The sequence below is a fragment of the Acidisoma sibiricum genome, from assembly GCF_057837225.1.
Window position 1 is genome coordinate 744,272 of sequence record NZ_CM174445.1, and the last position, 14,264, is coordinate 758,535.

The 14,264-nt window shown below is 65.0% G+C and carries 14 protein-coding genes; 5 read left to right on the forward strand and 9 right to left on the reverse strand.

Features of this window, described 5'->3' with window-relative positions; all coding sequences use genetic code 11:
- Positions 1-46: 46 nt before the first annotated feature.
- Together AC3G7M_RS03590 and AC3G7M_RS03595 are read right to left on the reverse strand one after the other, a co-directional pair.
- Positions 47-928 carry an aldo/keto reductase gene (locus tag AC3G7M_RS03590; protein ID WP_489214351.1) on the reverse strand — a complete coding sequence of 294 codons (882 nt, stop codon included), beginning with the start codon at positions 926-928 and terminating at the stop codon, positions 47-49.
- A gap of 61 nt (positions 929-989) precedes the next feature.
- Positions 990-1,742, reverse strand: a complete 753-nt coding sequence (locus AC3G7M_RS03595) for a 2-keto-4-pentenoate hydratase (protein ID WP_489214352.1) — start codon at positions 1,740-1,742, stop codon at positions 990-992.
- A 220-nt stretch (positions 1,743-1,962) separates the two neighbouring features.
- Here AC3G7M_RS03595 and AC3G7M_RS03600 point away from each other — a divergent pair, with 220 nt between their 5' ends.
- Both AC3G7M_RS03600 and AC3G7M_RS03605 read left to right on the forward strand, forming a co-directional pair.
- On the forward strand, positions 1,963-2,514 hold the full coding sequence (locus tag AC3G7M_RS03600; RefSeq protein WP_489214353.1) for a hypothetical protein: 552 nt from the start codon (positions 1,963-1,965) through the stop codon (positions 2,512-2,514).
- Between the two features lie 313 nt (positions 2,515-2,827).
- Entirely contained in the window at positions 2,828-3,238 is a 411-nt protein-coding gene (locus AC3G7M_RS03605) for a MerR family DNA-binding protein (RefSeq protein WP_489214354.1), read from the forward strand.
- Between the two features lie 8 nt (positions 3,239-3,246).
- On the opposite strand, the gene AC3G7M_RS03610 is transcribed toward AC3G7M_RS03605, so the two are convergent.
- Positions 3,247-4,227, reverse strand: coding sequence for a zinc-binding dehydrogenase (locus AC3G7M_RS03610; RefSeq protein WP_489214355.1), 981 nt, complete (start codon positions 4,225-4,227; stop codon positions 3,247-3,249).
- 85 nt (positions 4,228-4,312) lie between these two features.
- Here AC3G7M_RS03610 and AC3G7M_RS03615 point away from each other — a divergent pair, with 85 nt between their 5' ends.
- From AC3G7M_RS03615 to mdoH, 3 genes are all read left to right on the forward strand, one after another.
- Positions 4,313-5,203: a LysR family transcriptional regulator gene (locus AC3G7M_RS03615; RefSeq protein ID WP_489214356.1), complete on the forward strand. Its 891-nt coding sequence runs from the start codon at positions 4,313-4,315 to the stop codon at positions 5,201-5,203.
- A gap of 95 nt (positions 5,204-5,298) precedes the next feature.
- Complete coding sequence (locus AC3G7M_RS03620; protein WP_489214357.1) at positions 5,299-6,840, forward strand: OpgD/OpgG family glucan biosynthesis protein; 1,542 nt, start codon at positions 5,299-5,301, stop codon at positions 6,838-6,840.
- An 11-nt stretch (positions 6,841-6,851) separates the two neighbouring features.
- On the forward strand, positions 6,852-8,993 hold the full coding sequence (gene mdoH, locus AC3G7M_RS03625; protein WP_489214358.1) for a glucans biosynthesis glucosyltransferase MdoH: 2,142 nt from the start codon (positions 6,852-6,854) through the stop codon (positions 8,991-8,993).
- Here the strand turns inward: mdoH and AC3G7M_RS03630 are convergent.
- From AC3G7M_RS03630 to AC3G7M_RS03655, 6 genes are all read right to left on the reverse strand, one after another.
- Positions 8,974-9,258 carry a type II toxin-antitoxin system RelE/ParE family toxin gene (locus AC3G7M_RS03630; protein WP_489214359.1) on the reverse strand — a complete coding sequence of 95 codons (285 nt, stop codon included), beginning with the start codon at positions 9,256-9,258 and terminating at the stop codon, positions 8,974-8,976. The two genes, mdoH and AC3G7M_RS03630, sit on opposite strands and share 20 nt — an antisense overlap.
- Before the next feature lie 8 nt (positions 9,259-9,266).
- A complete protein-coding gene (locus tag AC3G7M_RS03635) occupies positions 9,267-9,518 on the reverse strand; it encodes a type II toxin-antitoxin system ParD family antitoxin (RefSeq protein WP_489214360.1) in 252 nt (83 codons plus the stop codon).
- Between the two features lie 55 nt (positions 9,519-9,573).
- Complete coding sequence (locus AC3G7M_RS03640) at positions 9,574-11,127, reverse strand: ArnT family glycosyltransferase (protein WP_489214361.1); 1,554 nt, start codon at positions 11,125-11,127, stop codon at positions 9,574-9,576.
- Positions 11,124-12,644, reverse strand: coding sequence for an aspartate ammonia-lyase (locus AC3G7M_RS03645; protein ID WP_489214362.1), 1,521 nt, complete (start codon positions 12,642-12,644; stop codon positions 11,124-11,126). The genes AC3G7M_RS03640 and AC3G7M_RS03645 overlap by 4 nt, the downstream gene beginning before the upstream one ends.
- Positions 12,645-12,771: 127 nt before the next feature.
- Positions 12,772-13,959: an MFS transporter gene (locus AC3G7M_RS03650; protein ID WP_489214363.1), complete on the reverse strand. Its 1,188-nt coding sequence runs from the start codon at positions 13,957-13,959 to the stop codon at positions 12,772-12,774.
- 14 nt (positions 13,960-13,973) lie between these two features.
- Positions 13,974-14,261: a hypothetical protein gene (locus AC3G7M_RS03655; RefSeq protein ID WP_489214364.1), complete on the reverse strand. Its 288-nt coding sequence runs from the start codon at positions 14,259-14,261 to the stop codon at positions 13,974-13,976.
- Between the last annotated feature and the right edge of the window lie 3 nt (positions 14,262-14,264).

Below are 14,264 nucleotides of genomic sequence, written 5' to 3' on the forward strand. Positions count from 1 at the left end.
TGGGCGCGGGAAAACGGGGCTGTCCACCCCGTTTCCCGCGCGTCAGTCAGGCGGCCTTGGCGTATTCTGCGCGGCCCTGCGCATCCAGCGCCTTGAAATCCTCGTCGCTGAGATCGATCGAGGCACCGGCGACATTCTCGCGCAGATGCTTGGTGCTACCGGTGCCTGGGATGGGCAGCATCACCGGAGAGCGCTTCAGCACCCAGGCCAGGGCCACCTGGCTCGGGCCGGTGCCGAGCTTGTCGGCGATCTTGGTCAGCGCCGAGCCGGTTTTGGCGAGGCTGCCCGAGGCCAGCGGCGCCCAGGGAATGAAGCCGATATTCTGCTTCTCGCAGTAATCCAGCACATCCTCGCTCTTGCGGTTCACCAGATTGTACTGGTTCTGGACCGAGACCACGCGGAAATGCTTCTCGGCCGCGCGGATCTCGTCGATCGAGACTTCGCTCAGGCCGACATGACGGATCAGGCCTTCCTTCTGCATCGCTTCGATGACGCCGAACTGCTCTTCCGCCGGCACTTTCGGGTCGATGCGATGCAGCTGCCACAGATCCAGCCGCTCCACCTTCAGGCGGCGCAGGCTCATCATCACGCATTGGCGCAGATATTCGGGCCGGCCCACCGGCGCCCAGATATCCGGGCCGTGGCGCGTCAAGCCGCCCTTGGTCGCGACCGTGAAGCCCTTGTAGGGCGCCAGCACTTCAGCGATCAGGTCTTCGCTGACGAAGGGACCGTAGCTGTCGGCGGTATCGATGAAGTCGATGCCCAGGTCATGCAAAAGCCCCAGGGTGCGCTTCGCCTCGGGGATATCGGCGGGCTGGTCCCAGATTCCCTTGCCGGTGATGCGCATCGCGCCGAAGCCGAGACGGGTGACCGTCAGATCGCCACCGATCGTAAATTGGCCCGCGTCGCGGGCATTGGCTGCTGCCATTGTTCTTCTCCTGTCGAGATAGGCGGACAGGAAGTGGGGACGCCGGCAGCAGCCTTTAAGGTCAGCCTGCGCTAAAGCTCACCGAAACCGGGCTCTGCCCCGCAAATGTCACCCGCACCGCCGCACCAGGCCCCGCCGGCAGGCAGCCCGTCCAGGACCCGCAGGTCACAATCTGCCCGGCCTTCAGGCCACCGGCCCAGACCGCCCCCTCATTCGCCAGCCAGGTGATGAGACGGATCATGTCGCCACCCGGATTGCCGCGGCCCAGTTTCGGGCTCTGACCGTCAATCTCCTGCGTCACGCCAAGGGTCGGGAAATCGATCGCCTGCCAGTCGGGGATGGCATCCCCCACGATCAGCGCGCCATGGCCGACGCTGTCGGCGAGCTTTATGGCGTTGGTCGCGGTGGCATAGTCGCGCAGGCGCCATTGCACGACTTCGATCACAGGGTGGCAGCGGCCGACGGCCGCGATCACCTCCTCCCGCGTATAGGCTTCGCTGCGGGGCGGCAGATCAGTGGCTATCTGAAAGGCGATTTCCGCTTCCACCAGACGGTCCGAGAAGCGCGCGTCCAGGGCCGCGCCCGAGGGCAGGATGCCGGACGCCGGCAGCGGTGCGCAGGAGGGCGGCGCCTCCGGTCCGGCGGCGCCCACCTTCCAGCCGCCGATTGGCCCCAGCACAGGGGTCACCTCACCCTGCACGGCATAGCCGTCAGCCTCGGTCTGCGGAGTCTCCTCCGAGGTCAGGGCAAGAGGCACCCCTGACTCCCGTGCCGCCAGCAGCCGCTCCGCCAAAGCCTTGCTCGTCTTCGTCATACCGCACCGCAACAAAAGTTTATAAACATTAACTTAGCAGTTTCAACGGCTTGGAGAAGCCTTCGCAACTAGACCATCAATTGCGCAGTTTTGGAATTGCAATTCGGAGTTAGACTAAGGCACTTGAGCGCAATTACGGCGAAATTGTGCTGGAGCTGCCATGTTTTTGCCCCGATTGGGACACGCTCTCCGCCACGCAGTCATACTGGCTGCCCTGGTCATGCTGCCCACAGCCGCTGCGCTGGCGCAGACCATTGGCTATGGCACGCGGGCTCAGGTCATCATCCACGCCGTGAAGGTCCATCACGCGAAACCCGTGGCGAACGGCCAGGCGCTCGCCTTGCTCGCCTCCCTATCGGCGGAAGCCGGGATTCCCTTCTTCGCCAAGCCCGAGGAGCCGACCGCGCGGGCCCGCCTCGCCGCGACGCGCCGGGCGGAGGCCGATCCGGCGCTCTGCATCCGCGCCGGCGTCAGCGTCAATCCGGCGGTCCTGTCCGGCTCAGGCCCGCAGATGACCCTGGAACATGGGCTGGTCGGCTGCCCCACCAATACTGCCGGCCTTCCCGTCATCCTGGTGCAGGACCCGACGCTGGAGCCGCCGCCCACCAGCCGCACGGGCGAATACAATCTCGACGTCACGATGCGCTACCGCTTGCTGGAGCAGGATCACGTGCAACTGATGGCGAGCCTGACCGAGCAGGCGCTGTCCTACAGCATGGACAGTCCCATCACCGGCAACAATCTGCTGGCCGCTTTGACGATGATGTTTTGACCGCACGATTTCTATTGCATCGGCGCGAAAGCCGATGACAGACTGCCTTTAGTCGAAACCAACTGAAAGGAGGTGATCCAGTGTCTCATTGTGTGATGCCGCAGGGTGTTATGACCTGGATGATCGCCGCCGGAGTGTCAGCGGCGGTCTAACCCTCGTCCGGCCCCTGACAGCGGCCGTCAACAATGCTGAAGGCTCAGGATGCAAGCGCGTCCTGGGCCTTCGTCATTTCACAGTCCTGTCATCAGTATCTGTTGATCGCGCAAATTCATGCCGCGTTGACCGGTAGCAGGCATGGACCTAGTTTGGCGACATGATGAATATCGGTGAAGCAGCGGCGGCATCGGGCGTCTCCGCCAAGATGATCCGCTACTATGAAAGCGTCACGCTCATCGCGCCCGCCGGCCGCTCCGCCGCCGGCTACCGGCTCTATGGCGAGCCGGACGTGCAGACGCTGCGCTTCCTCAAACGGGCCCGCAATCTCGGCTTTTCCGTGCAGCAGATGCGCGACCTGCTGGCCCTCTGGCGAGATGACAGCCGGTCTAAGCCCGAAGTGCAGAGGCTCGCTTTGTCTCACGCCGCAGCGCTGGAAGCCAAGGCCCGCGAAATCGCGGAAATGAGCGCCGCGCTCCGCACCCTCGCCCATGCCTGCGAAACCAGCGACCGGCCGGGTTGCCCGATCATCGAAGAACTGGCCGACCCGGCGCCGGTCGCCGCGGCGTAAAGGCCGGATCAGACGCAGACGACGATTTTGCCGCCCGCCGCACTCGCCTCCGCCAGCCGATGGGCCGCGACGATATCCTCGAACCGAAACACATGCGCGGGCTTCGCCTGATACAGCCCGGCAGCCGCCTTGGCGGCGATGGCTTGGAACGGGATCGCGTCCAGGGGAAAATCGGCAGTGCCGAAAGCGAAAGCACTGGCGAAGGCACTGAGATGAACCTCGCTCGGCATTTGAAAGACGGGATCGAAATTGGCCAGCGCACCACCGCCGCCCAGGAAGCCCGCAACGCAGACACGGCCACCGCGGCGGACCATGGCGAGAGACTCAAGCAGGGTCGCGGTGCCGATCAGGTCGAGCACCGCATCAGCCCCGCCGGGCTGGATGCGCCTCACGGCCTCGGCCGTGGCACTGTCGCCCACCAGCACCTCAGCCGCGCCTAAGTCCCGCAGCATCGCGCTGTTCGCTTCCCGGCGCGTCGTCGCAATCACGCGGGCACCCAGGCCTGCCGCTATGTTCAGCGCCGCCTGCCCCAAAGCCGAGGTCGCGCCCCTGATGACCAGGGTCTGGGAGCGCGCAAGGCCGAGATTGCCGGCAAGGCAGGTCCAGGCGGTCGCGTAGGATTCGGGCAAAGCCGCCAGATCCGGCCAGGACAGATCGCTTTCGACCGCCACGACATTGCTCCGCGGGACAGTGACATATTCGGCATAGGAGCCTGGGCGGCTGCGCCCCATGCCGCCCATCAGGGCGAAGACCCTCTGGCCGGGCGAAAGCGCGCCCGATGGGTCAGCTACCACCACGCCGGCGCATGCGATGCCGCTGATCTCCGCGACCTCGCCCCAGGCCCCGCTGCGAAAGTAAAGCTCCGCTCTGTTGATGCCGAAGGCGCGGACGGCGATCAGAACCTCCTCGGACTGAGGCTGCGGTGTCGGACGTTCGGCAATGGTAAGCACCTCGGGTCCGCCCGGCCGGCTGATGATAATGGCGCGCATGATGGGTTCTCCTTCTCATGGCGGCTTAGCCGCTGGGCGCTCGATAAGAACTTACAAAAATTCTGCTGAGATTGTAGAAAACACCATGAACCTGACGCTTGCCCAGCTCCGCGTCCTGGATGCTGTGATCGCCGAAGGCTCGCTTCAGGCGGCGGCGATCCGCCTCGGTCGCACGCACCCCACCTTGCACACGACGCTGACCAATATCGAAAGCCAGCTCGGGTTTTCACTCTTCGATCGGACCGGATATCGGCTGGTGCTGACCGCACCCGGTGCGGCCTTCCTGGTCCGCGCCCGCCGCCTGCTCGAGGCGATGGAGGAGCTGCAGCGTTTCGCGACCCATCTCGCCGCCGGCGAGGAGCCGGAGCTGCGCGTCGTGATCGGAGACCTGTCACCGCTTCCCGAGATGCTCAGTCTGCTGCGCAGCTTTTTCGCAGACCGGCCGGCGACACGGCTGCATCTGCAGTTCGAGGCGCTGTCAGGCCCCTGGGAATTGCTGCTGAACGATCAGGCGGACCTCATCCTGCACCATGTCGACCGCAGCGACCCCCGTTTTGAAACGCTGGATCTGCGCCGCATTCGGCTGATCCCGGTGGCGGCCCCGCATTTTCTGCCCTTTGCGGTGGCGGACGCCTCACCGGACCGGATGCGGGCCATGGTGCAATGCGTGATCCGCGACAGCGCCCGGCACAGCGCGTCGAAAAGCTATTTCGTGCTGGAAGGCGCCCCCACCTGCAGCGTCAGCGACCAGCTCATGAAGAAGGAGGTCATCCTGCAAGGCCTCGGCTGGGGCCATATGCCGGACTTCCTGGTCGAAGCCGAGCTGCGCGACGGCCGCCTCGTCTCGCTGGCCAATCGGTTTTTCCGCGGCGGCGAGATCGAGCTTGTCGCGGCCCGGCGCGCGGAGCGCCGGCATGGACCGGCCGCCTCAGCCCTCTGGACTCTGCTGAAAAGGACGATCACCGACGCCAATTAAATGCGCCACAAAACCTGCATCGCCCAGCCTTACGCTTGCCATGCTGCAGTGCGATACCACTTCCCGCCGAGGGTTTGACTGCGAAAGGATTGCCAGTGCTGCGTCGGGAATTGATTCAGGGTGGCCTCGGCTTCTCCAGCATCGCCTTGCTGTCGGCCCTCGGCCTGCGGCCCGGCCGCGCCGCCAGCGCGCCCCATACCGTGCCGCAACCCGGCCCCTTCGACGGGTCCACCGTGCAGCACCTGGCGCAAAAGATGGCGGAGGAGCCCTATCAGGCGCCCAATACCTCCCTGCCCAGCGCCATCGCGCATATGAATTACGATGACTTCCGCGCCGTCACCTACCGGCCGGATCAGGCGCTGTGGCGGGCCGAAAAGCTGCCCTTCCAGGTCCAGTTCTTTCCCCGCGGCTTCCTCTATCCGGCGCGCGTGGACATGTTCGAGGTGGTGGACGGCAAGTCCGCTCCCGTCCCCTACAGCCCGGACGTCTTCGACTACGCCAATCCCAAACTGCGCGTGCCGGACCAGCTCGGCTACTCCGGCCTGCGCATCTCCACCCCCATCAACAAGCCTGATGTCTTCGATGAGTTCTGCGTCTTCCTCGGCGCGAGCTACTTCCGCGCCGTCGCCAAAGGCCAGGTCTACGGCCTCTCGGCGCGCGGCCTCGCCATCGGCACGGGCGACCCCAAGGGCGAGGAATTCGCGCGCTTCAGCGCCTTCTGGCTGGTGCGTCCGCCCAGCGGCCAGAACTCCCTCGTCGTCTATGCGCTGCTCGACAGCCAAAGCGTCACCGGCGCCTTCAAATTCACCATCACCCCGGGCGAGGAGACCGTTTTCGATGTCGAAAGCAGTATCTTTCCCCGCGTCGATATCACCGAACCCGGCATCGCGACCCTCACCGGCATGTTCTATTTCGATGCCAATAACCGCAACAAGGTGAATGACTGGCGCCCGGCCGCGCATGATTCCGAAGGTCTGTCGATGTGGACGGGCTCAGGCACGCAGCTCTGGCGGCCGCTGAATGACCCGACGACGCTGCAATTCAGCGCCTTCCAGGATTCCAGCCCGCATGGCTTCGGCCTCATGCAGCGCAAGCGCAGCTTCTTCGATTACCAGGACGTCTCCTTGCAATACGAAAAGCGGCCCAGCCTTTGGATCGAGCCGATCGGCGATTGGGGCCAGGGCGGCGTCGATCTGGTTGAAATCCCAAGCCCCAATGAGGTCAACGACAATATCGTCAGCTTCTGGCGGCCGAAGGACAAGCTCGCGGCCCGCGGCCAGTACAACTTCACCTATCGCATGCATTGGGGCTGGGATAACCCGACCCCGTCCAAGCTTGGCCGCATCGTCGATACCCGCATCGGCAATTCCGATGACCACCAGGGTATCGAAATCGTTCTCGATATCGTGGGTGACTCAATGAAAAACCTGCCCGCCGACGCCAAGCCCCATGCTCAGCTCTCGGCCAGTGCGGGCAAGATCAGCGCCGTGGTGGTGGAGCCCAATCCCGCCACGGGCGGCCAGCGCATCATGTTCACGCTCGATCCGGGTGATGCCAAGCTGGTCGAACTCAGCGGCGTGCTGATGAACGACCAGACGCCGCTGTCCGAAACCTGGCTCTACCGCTGGACCCCGTGAGCCCGCATCCCATGCAGCAACCGGCCCTGCCGCCCGAAGCGCCGCTCGCCATGCCGGTGCAGTCGCTCGGTATCGCGCCCCAGCGCCACGGCAGACCCGAAACGGCGCCGCGCGGCCTGTTCCTGCGCCGCCTTTTCGTCATCGGCGGCGCCGTCCTCATGACCGCCGGCGGCGGCTATGAGATGTATTTTGTCTTCAACGGCAATGGGCCGAGTGTCCTCGGTATCCTCGTCCTCGTGCTCTTCCTCGTGCTCTTCGCCTGGATCGCGCTCTCGTTCATGAGTGCGCTCGGCGGCTTTTTTGCGAGCCTCGCCGGCGGCGGCCTCGGTCTCGGCATCGCGCGCACAGGTCCGCTGCCCCGGCTGACCAGCCGCACCGCTCTGCTGATGCCGACCTATAACGAGGAACCGGCGCGGGTGATGGCGGGGCTGCGGGCCATCCATGAAAGCCTGGTCGCCACCGGCCAGGGCGAGCATTTCGACATCTTCATCCTGAGCGACACGACAGACCCCGATGTCTGGATCGCCGAGGAAGCCGCCTTCCTCGCCTTCCGGGCCGAGATCGCCGGCACCGCGCCGCGCCTGTTCTACCGCCGGCGCGCCAAGAATACCGAGCGCAAGGCCGGCAATGTCGCGGAATGGGTGCGCCGCTTCGGGGGCGCTTATCCGCAGATGCTGACGCTCGATGCCGATAGTCTGATGGAAGGCGAGAGCATTGTCCGCATGACCGCGGCGATGGAAAGCCATCCCGGCGTCGGCCTCATCCAGACGCTGCCGGTCATCGTCAACGGCACGTCGCTGTTTGCGCGCATGCAGCAATTCGCGGGCCGGGTATACGGGCCGCTGATCGCCCAGGGCATCGCCTGGTGGCATGGGTCGGAAGGCAATTACTGGGGCCATAACGCCGTCATCCGCACCCGGGCCTTCGCCGAACAGGCGGGCCTGCCGCATCTGAAAGGCCGCAAGCCTTTTGGCGGCGCGATCCTGAGCCATGATTTCGTCGAGGCCGCCCTGATGCGGCGCGGCGGCTGGGCCATCCACATGGTCCCCGCCTTGGGCGGCAGTTACGAGGAAAGCCCACCCTCGCTCACCGATGTCGCCATCCGTGACCGCCGCTGGGCGCAGGGCAATCTGCAGCATGCGGGCGTCTTGACGGCGCGCGGGCTGCACTGGGTCAGCCGGCTGCATCTGCTGATGGGCATCGGCAGCTACGTCACCTCGCCGCTCTGGCTGTGCTTTCTTTTGGTCGGTGTGCTGGTCTCGCTGCAGTCGCGCTTCGTGCAGCCGCAATATTTCGGCGCCACCAAGTCGCTCTTTCCGCGCTGGCCGCAGGTCGATCCAGTGCTCGCGAAATGGGTCTTCATCGGCACCATGGCCGTGCTGCTGGTGCCGAAACTCTTCGCCTATGCGCTGCTGCTGGTGAACGGACCCATGCGCCGCGGCTCAGGCGGCGCCATTCGGGCCTTCATCAGCCTGCTGCTCGAAACCCTGATCGGCGGCCTCATCGCGCCGGTCGCCATGCTCATCCAGACAGAAGGCGTGATGCAGATCCTGGCCGGTCGCGACAGCGGCTGGAACGCCCAGCGCCGCGATGGCGACGCCGTGCCGCTGCGCCTGGTCTTCCGTCAATACTGGCGCTTCATGGCCTTCGGGGTCGCACTCGCCGTCATTGCCTATGCGGTCTCCCCGTCGCTCTTCCTCTGGATGACGCCCGTGCTGATCGGCCTCGTGCTCGCGGTGCCATTGGTGATGATGACGGCCTCCAGCCGTGTCGGCGTCGCGCTGCAGCGCATGGGCCTGCTCAGCATCACGGAGGAGCGGCAGCCCAATGCCATCCTGCAGCGCGCGGCGGTTCTGCGGGCCGCGCCGGCGCCCGCTGTCTCCGGCGGCGCCATCAAGCAGCTTCTGGCTGACCCCGCTTTGCTTGCCGCCCATCTCGCCATGCTGCCGCCACCCCGCCGTGCAGGACAGGACCCGATCGACGTGCCGCTGCTCGTCGGCCTCGCCAAACTCGCCGAGGCCGATACGCTGCAAAAGGCGATCGACCAGCTGTCACGCCAGGAGACCGCCGCCGTCCTCGGCTCGGCCGAGGGTCTGCACCGCCTGCAGACGCTATCCGACAGCTTTGCGGTGCTCAGTCTAGGCGACGGTTAAAATCCATAGATTTATGCAGGATGCGGACGATCTCCACATCCGGGTCCATGAGGCGATAAAACATAATATGTGCGCCGCAGGGGAAACGACGATACCCTTCGCGAATATGGGGACATGGTTGTCCCAGCTGAGGCTCGGCGGCGATAAGGGCCATAGTCTGGGCAAGCCGGCGTATGTATGTTTCGGCCTGATCAGAGTTCCATTGAGCCGCCGTGTAATCCCAAATCTCGCTGAGATCGTATTGGGCAAGAGGGGAAAGCTTCAACTGGCCCTTCATGCCGCAGGGGGACGGCCATCCCGCTTTCGCGCAACGAAACCCTCAAGGTCGAAAGGCACCGCCGGCCCGCTTGCCTCGCCCTCAATCAGGGCGGCGCGAAGCGCGGCTAATTTAGTTTCGTGCTCCTCTAGAAGCCGGAGGCCCGCCCGGATCACGTCCGTCGCGCTACCATAGCGCCCCTCATTGATCTGGCGCTCTACAAAAAGCGAAAAGTGATCGCCTAGACTGACAGATGTGGTTCTGGCCATCAGAAAATCTCCCAGACCATTGTACTAAATATCAGCACATAGGCCAAGCATCCTGTCATGGCCGTCGCCGATACACCACCATCGTGTCGTAGCGTTTCCACACCTCATAGTCGGCCGCCAGAACAGCATTCATAGCGGCATAGACATCCAGGTTGCGCGTCGCCGCATTCTGGTCGTCCGGGTTGGTGCGGCGGACGATGAAGAGCGGCTTTGCGGCCAGGATGCGGTGCAGCTCCGCCAGCGGGTCGATCCCCACGGTATGCGCCAGCAGTTTGGACAGCAGAAAGGACGGAAAGATGAATTTCGTCGGCAGGGGCTCGCGCAGCAGCGCATAGAGCACCGGCTCACCGTCGAAGACGTAAACCTCCGCACCCGGTGACTGCGCAAGTGCTGCCTGCAGGTCTACCGCCACCCGCGCCGACGTGTCGCGCAGCAGGCCAATTCCCAAGGGCGGCAGGCTCATATCCGCGACCATCCGGCCCATATCGGTCGCACTGCGCAGGACCATCGGCACAAGGCTCGCGACAAACAGCACCGCCAGGCCGATCCGCCCGAACCGCGGCAGCACCTGCCATAACCCCGCCAGCATCAGCGCCGTCAGCACACACAGCACCGGCAGAAGCTGCAGAAAGTAATGGCTGAAATAAAGCCCGCCGGAGGCGACGCCAATGCAGCTCGTGACAATCCAGGCCAGCAGAATGCCGTTCTCCCGCGGCGTCCGCACCAACCGCAGGACAAGCCAGAAGAGCGAGAGAAAAAGTGCGGGAAACAGCATGGCCTGCAAGGCATAGGCATGAAGGAAACTATTGCCCGAGACCGGCACCGCGACGCGCCGCAGATTGGAGAGCAGGCTCGCCTCGATCAACACGGGCAGCGCGCCATGGGCGGCATAGAGCAGGACCGTCGCCAGGAAAGGCGCCAGCGCGCCGATGCTGAACAAAAGACCCAGGCGCAGCACGTCTACGACCATCGCCACGCCGCTGCGCAGCCGTCCGGGCAGCACCAGCATTGCCAGGAACACCGCGACCATGTCGAAGACCGCGACATATTTCACCATGAACGCGGCACCGAGACAGAGCCCGATGCCGATCGCGCGAAGCGGCCGGATCGGTCCCGCCGGCACCAGCGCCCACAGCATACCCGCGCAGGTGAAGGCCTCCATAAAAATCTCGGTATTGCTGGCAATGCCGTCATCGGGAATCGTCGTGCCGATCACCAGCAGGCCCGCGATGCCGGCGCAAATCTCTGCAACCCTGTAAGGTTGACCACGCAAATAATGCCGGGCGATGCGCCAGGTCAGCAGCGCCATGGCGGCGATCGCGATGGTCCCAGCCAGGCGCATGGAAAAGATGCTGTCGCCAAAAACACCTTGGAACACAGCAAAGATCGCGTAAATACCGACCGGCTTATTGTCCCAGACGGCAGTATAGGGCAGATGCCCGGCCCCCCAAAGCTGGGCCATGATGAAATACAGGCTTTCGTCCCAATCGACGACGCTCATCACATAGGCGGGCGCGCGCGATGCTACTGTCACCAGCACCAGCACGGTGCCGATCAGCCAGGGCAGGACAACCGGTGCCTTATCAAGTCGCGACGGGGCAGCGCTCATCCCTTGGCAGCAGCGACAGCACGCGGCGTGATAAAGCGCGAAGGCCGCGTCATCGCCTCAATCCGCAGCAGCTCATCCAGCACGCGCTCCTCCAGCAAGCCTTCCTCCAGCACAATCTCGCGCACGCCGCGCCCTTCGGCCAAGGCCCGTTTGGCGATGCGTGACGTCACCTCATAACCCAGCGTCGGCGCCAGCGCCGTTACCAGGCCGATACTGTGATTGACCAGATCCAGGCAATGCTCCCGATTGGCGGTAATGCCGATGATGCAGCGCTGTGTCAGACTGTCGATGGCGGCCGTCAGCATGCGCAAGCTGGTCATGATGCAGAAGGCGATGGTCGGCTCGAAGGCATTCAGTTGCAGCTGGCCGCCCTCAGCACACATCGTCACCGTCAGATCATGCCCGATGACGAGATAGGCGACCTGGCTGACCACTTCCGGGATCACGGGATTGACCTTGCCCGGCATGATGGAGGACCCCGCCTGCCGCGCGGGCAGGTTGATCTCGCCAAATCCTGTTCGGGGTCCGCTGGATAGCAGCCGCAGGTCGTTGCAGATTTTTGAGAGTTTGACGGCAATCCGCTTCAGCACGCCTGAGAACAGCACGAAGGCGCCCATGTCGGACGTCGCCTCGATCAGATTGGGGGCGAGCGACAGCGAATGACCGCTGATCGCCGCCAGCTCCTCCACCACCAAAGGCGCATAGCGCGGATCGGCATTGATGCCGGTGCCAATCGCCGTGGCACCCAGATTGACCTCATGGAACAGCGAAGCCACCTCACCCAGGCGCTGCACATCCTCCTTCACCGTCACATGGAAGGCGTCGAATTCCTGGCCCAGCGTCATCGGCACCGCATCCTGCAGCTGGGTGCGGCCCATCTTCAGCACATCGGCGAATTCGGCACCCTTCTGCTTGAGCGCCAGCGACAGGTCGCGCAGCGCCCGCTGCAGCGGCTTCACGCCCTCAAGCGTCGCCACCCGCAGCGCGGTCGGGTACGCGTCATTGGTCGACTGCGCCATGTTGACGTCGTCATTGGGGTGCAGCAGGTCGTAGCGGCCGCGCGCGTGGCCCGCGAGCGTCAGCGCGAGGTTCGCGATGACCTCATTGGCGTTCATATTGGTGGATGTCCCGGCGCCACCCTGCACCGCATCGACCACGAACTGGCCATGATACTCGGTATCGGCGAGCAGCGCCTGGCAGGCCCGTTCGATCATCGCGGCCTTGTCCGCGGTTAGCGCGCCCAGCGTCCGATTGGCCCGCGCCGCCGCCATCTTCACCATGGCGAGCGCGCGGACGAGATCCGGGAAATGGCCGATCGGCACGCCCGTGATCGGAAAATTCTCGACGGCGCGCAGCGAATGCACACCCCAATAGGCGGCTGACGGAACCGCCACCTCGCCCAGCAGATCATGCTCCGTTCGCGTCTCAACCTCCGACAGCGCCACCTGCCGCGTCGTCGCCAGTTGTAGCGTGTCAGAAGGTGCGGTGTCGTCCCTATTGTCCAGATCAGCTGTCATCGCACCCGGCCCGTTTCTTATGCGTGGGAGACTAGGACTGAAAGACGGCGGGAATGAGGGGGCGGCGAAGCGGGTCTGCCTAGCCACGCCGGTAGGGCAGCAATTCCCTTCCGGGTTATGCGGCGAGTCAGCGCGCGACACCTCTGCTCAGGAACGCAGGCACCAGGGCCAGACAGAGAACCGCAGCGCCGATCCACGGCAGGGACGCGTAGCTTGCGCCATGCGCCAGCACCGCGGCCCCCAAGGCCGCTCCCAACGCATCGCCCAGGTTGAAGGCCGATTGGTTGAGCGTGGAGGCGAGGTTCGGCGCCTCCCGCGCTTCCATCACCACCCGGTGCTGCAATGGCGGCACCAGGGCGAAGGCGGCGATACCCCACAGGAAGACAGCGGCAAGCGCCAGCGGCCCGGTCTGGACCAGAAGACCAAAGACCACCAGGGCGACCGCGTCCGCCGCCAGCAGGGCGCGCAGCGCGCGCATGACGTTGCGATCGGCCAGCCGGCCGCCCGCCAGACCGCCCACCGTCAGGCCGGCGCCGAACAGGAACAGGGCGAGCGCTGCGCCATGCGGGGTCAGCCCCGCCTCATGTTCCAGCATGGGGGTCAGAAAGGTCAGCACGCAGAACAGCGCCGCCGAGGACAGCATGCTGACGGTCATGGCCAGCCAGATCTGGTTCTGCCGCAACGCGGCCAGTTCGCGCCGGACACCGAAGGACCCGCCGCCCAGATGGCGCGGCATCCACAGCAGCATGGCGGCCAGCGCCGTGGCGGCCAGGGCTGCCACCAGCACGAAGGTGACCCGCCAGCCAGCCGCCTGCCCGATCCAGGTGCCGAGCGGGACACCCACGACATTCGCGACCGTCATGCCGGTGAACAGGAGTGCGACCGCCCGCACCGCCTTGCCCGGCGGCGCCAGCTTCGCCGCGACAATCGAGGCAATGCCGAAGAAGGCGCCATGCGCCAGGGCGGTCACCACCCGCGCGATCATCAGCAGGCGGAAGTCGGGCGCCAGTGCGCAAGCCGCGTCACCGACCAGGAACATGACCATCAGCACCACCAGGGCCCGCCGCTGCGACACAGAGGAGAGCATCGCCGCGACGAAGGGCGATCCGAAGGCAACGGACAGCGCATAGACGGAGATGAGAAGACCCGCCGTCGGCACGGAGACGTGGAGGTCGGTCGCCAGGCCCGGTACCAGGCCGACGATGACGAATTCGCCGGTACCGATGCCGAAACTGGCCAGCATGAGGGCATAGAGCGCCCGCCGGTGGCGCCCCAGCGCCGCGGCGTCCTCCAGCCCCTGCGTCTCGGCGTCCATGGCGCTGACCGCGATCAGGCGTGGGCGTTCATCGGCACATGGAAGCCCGGCATCAGCAGGTTGAGGATCATCAGCACCAGCAGCACCGTAATCAGCAGACCGAACACGCCGCCCAGCAGCCGCAGGGCGGCGATGATGATCAGGATGGCCGCCACCACCAGCACGGCGGACTGGGTCTGGCCATGAATGCCCGCCTGTTCCAGAAGATGGCGCAATGCGTTTTCGATGACCGTGATCACCGTCATGACGACGGCGACCAGGCGCAGGATCAGGGTCAGCACGAAATTGATCGCGGAATCCATGAA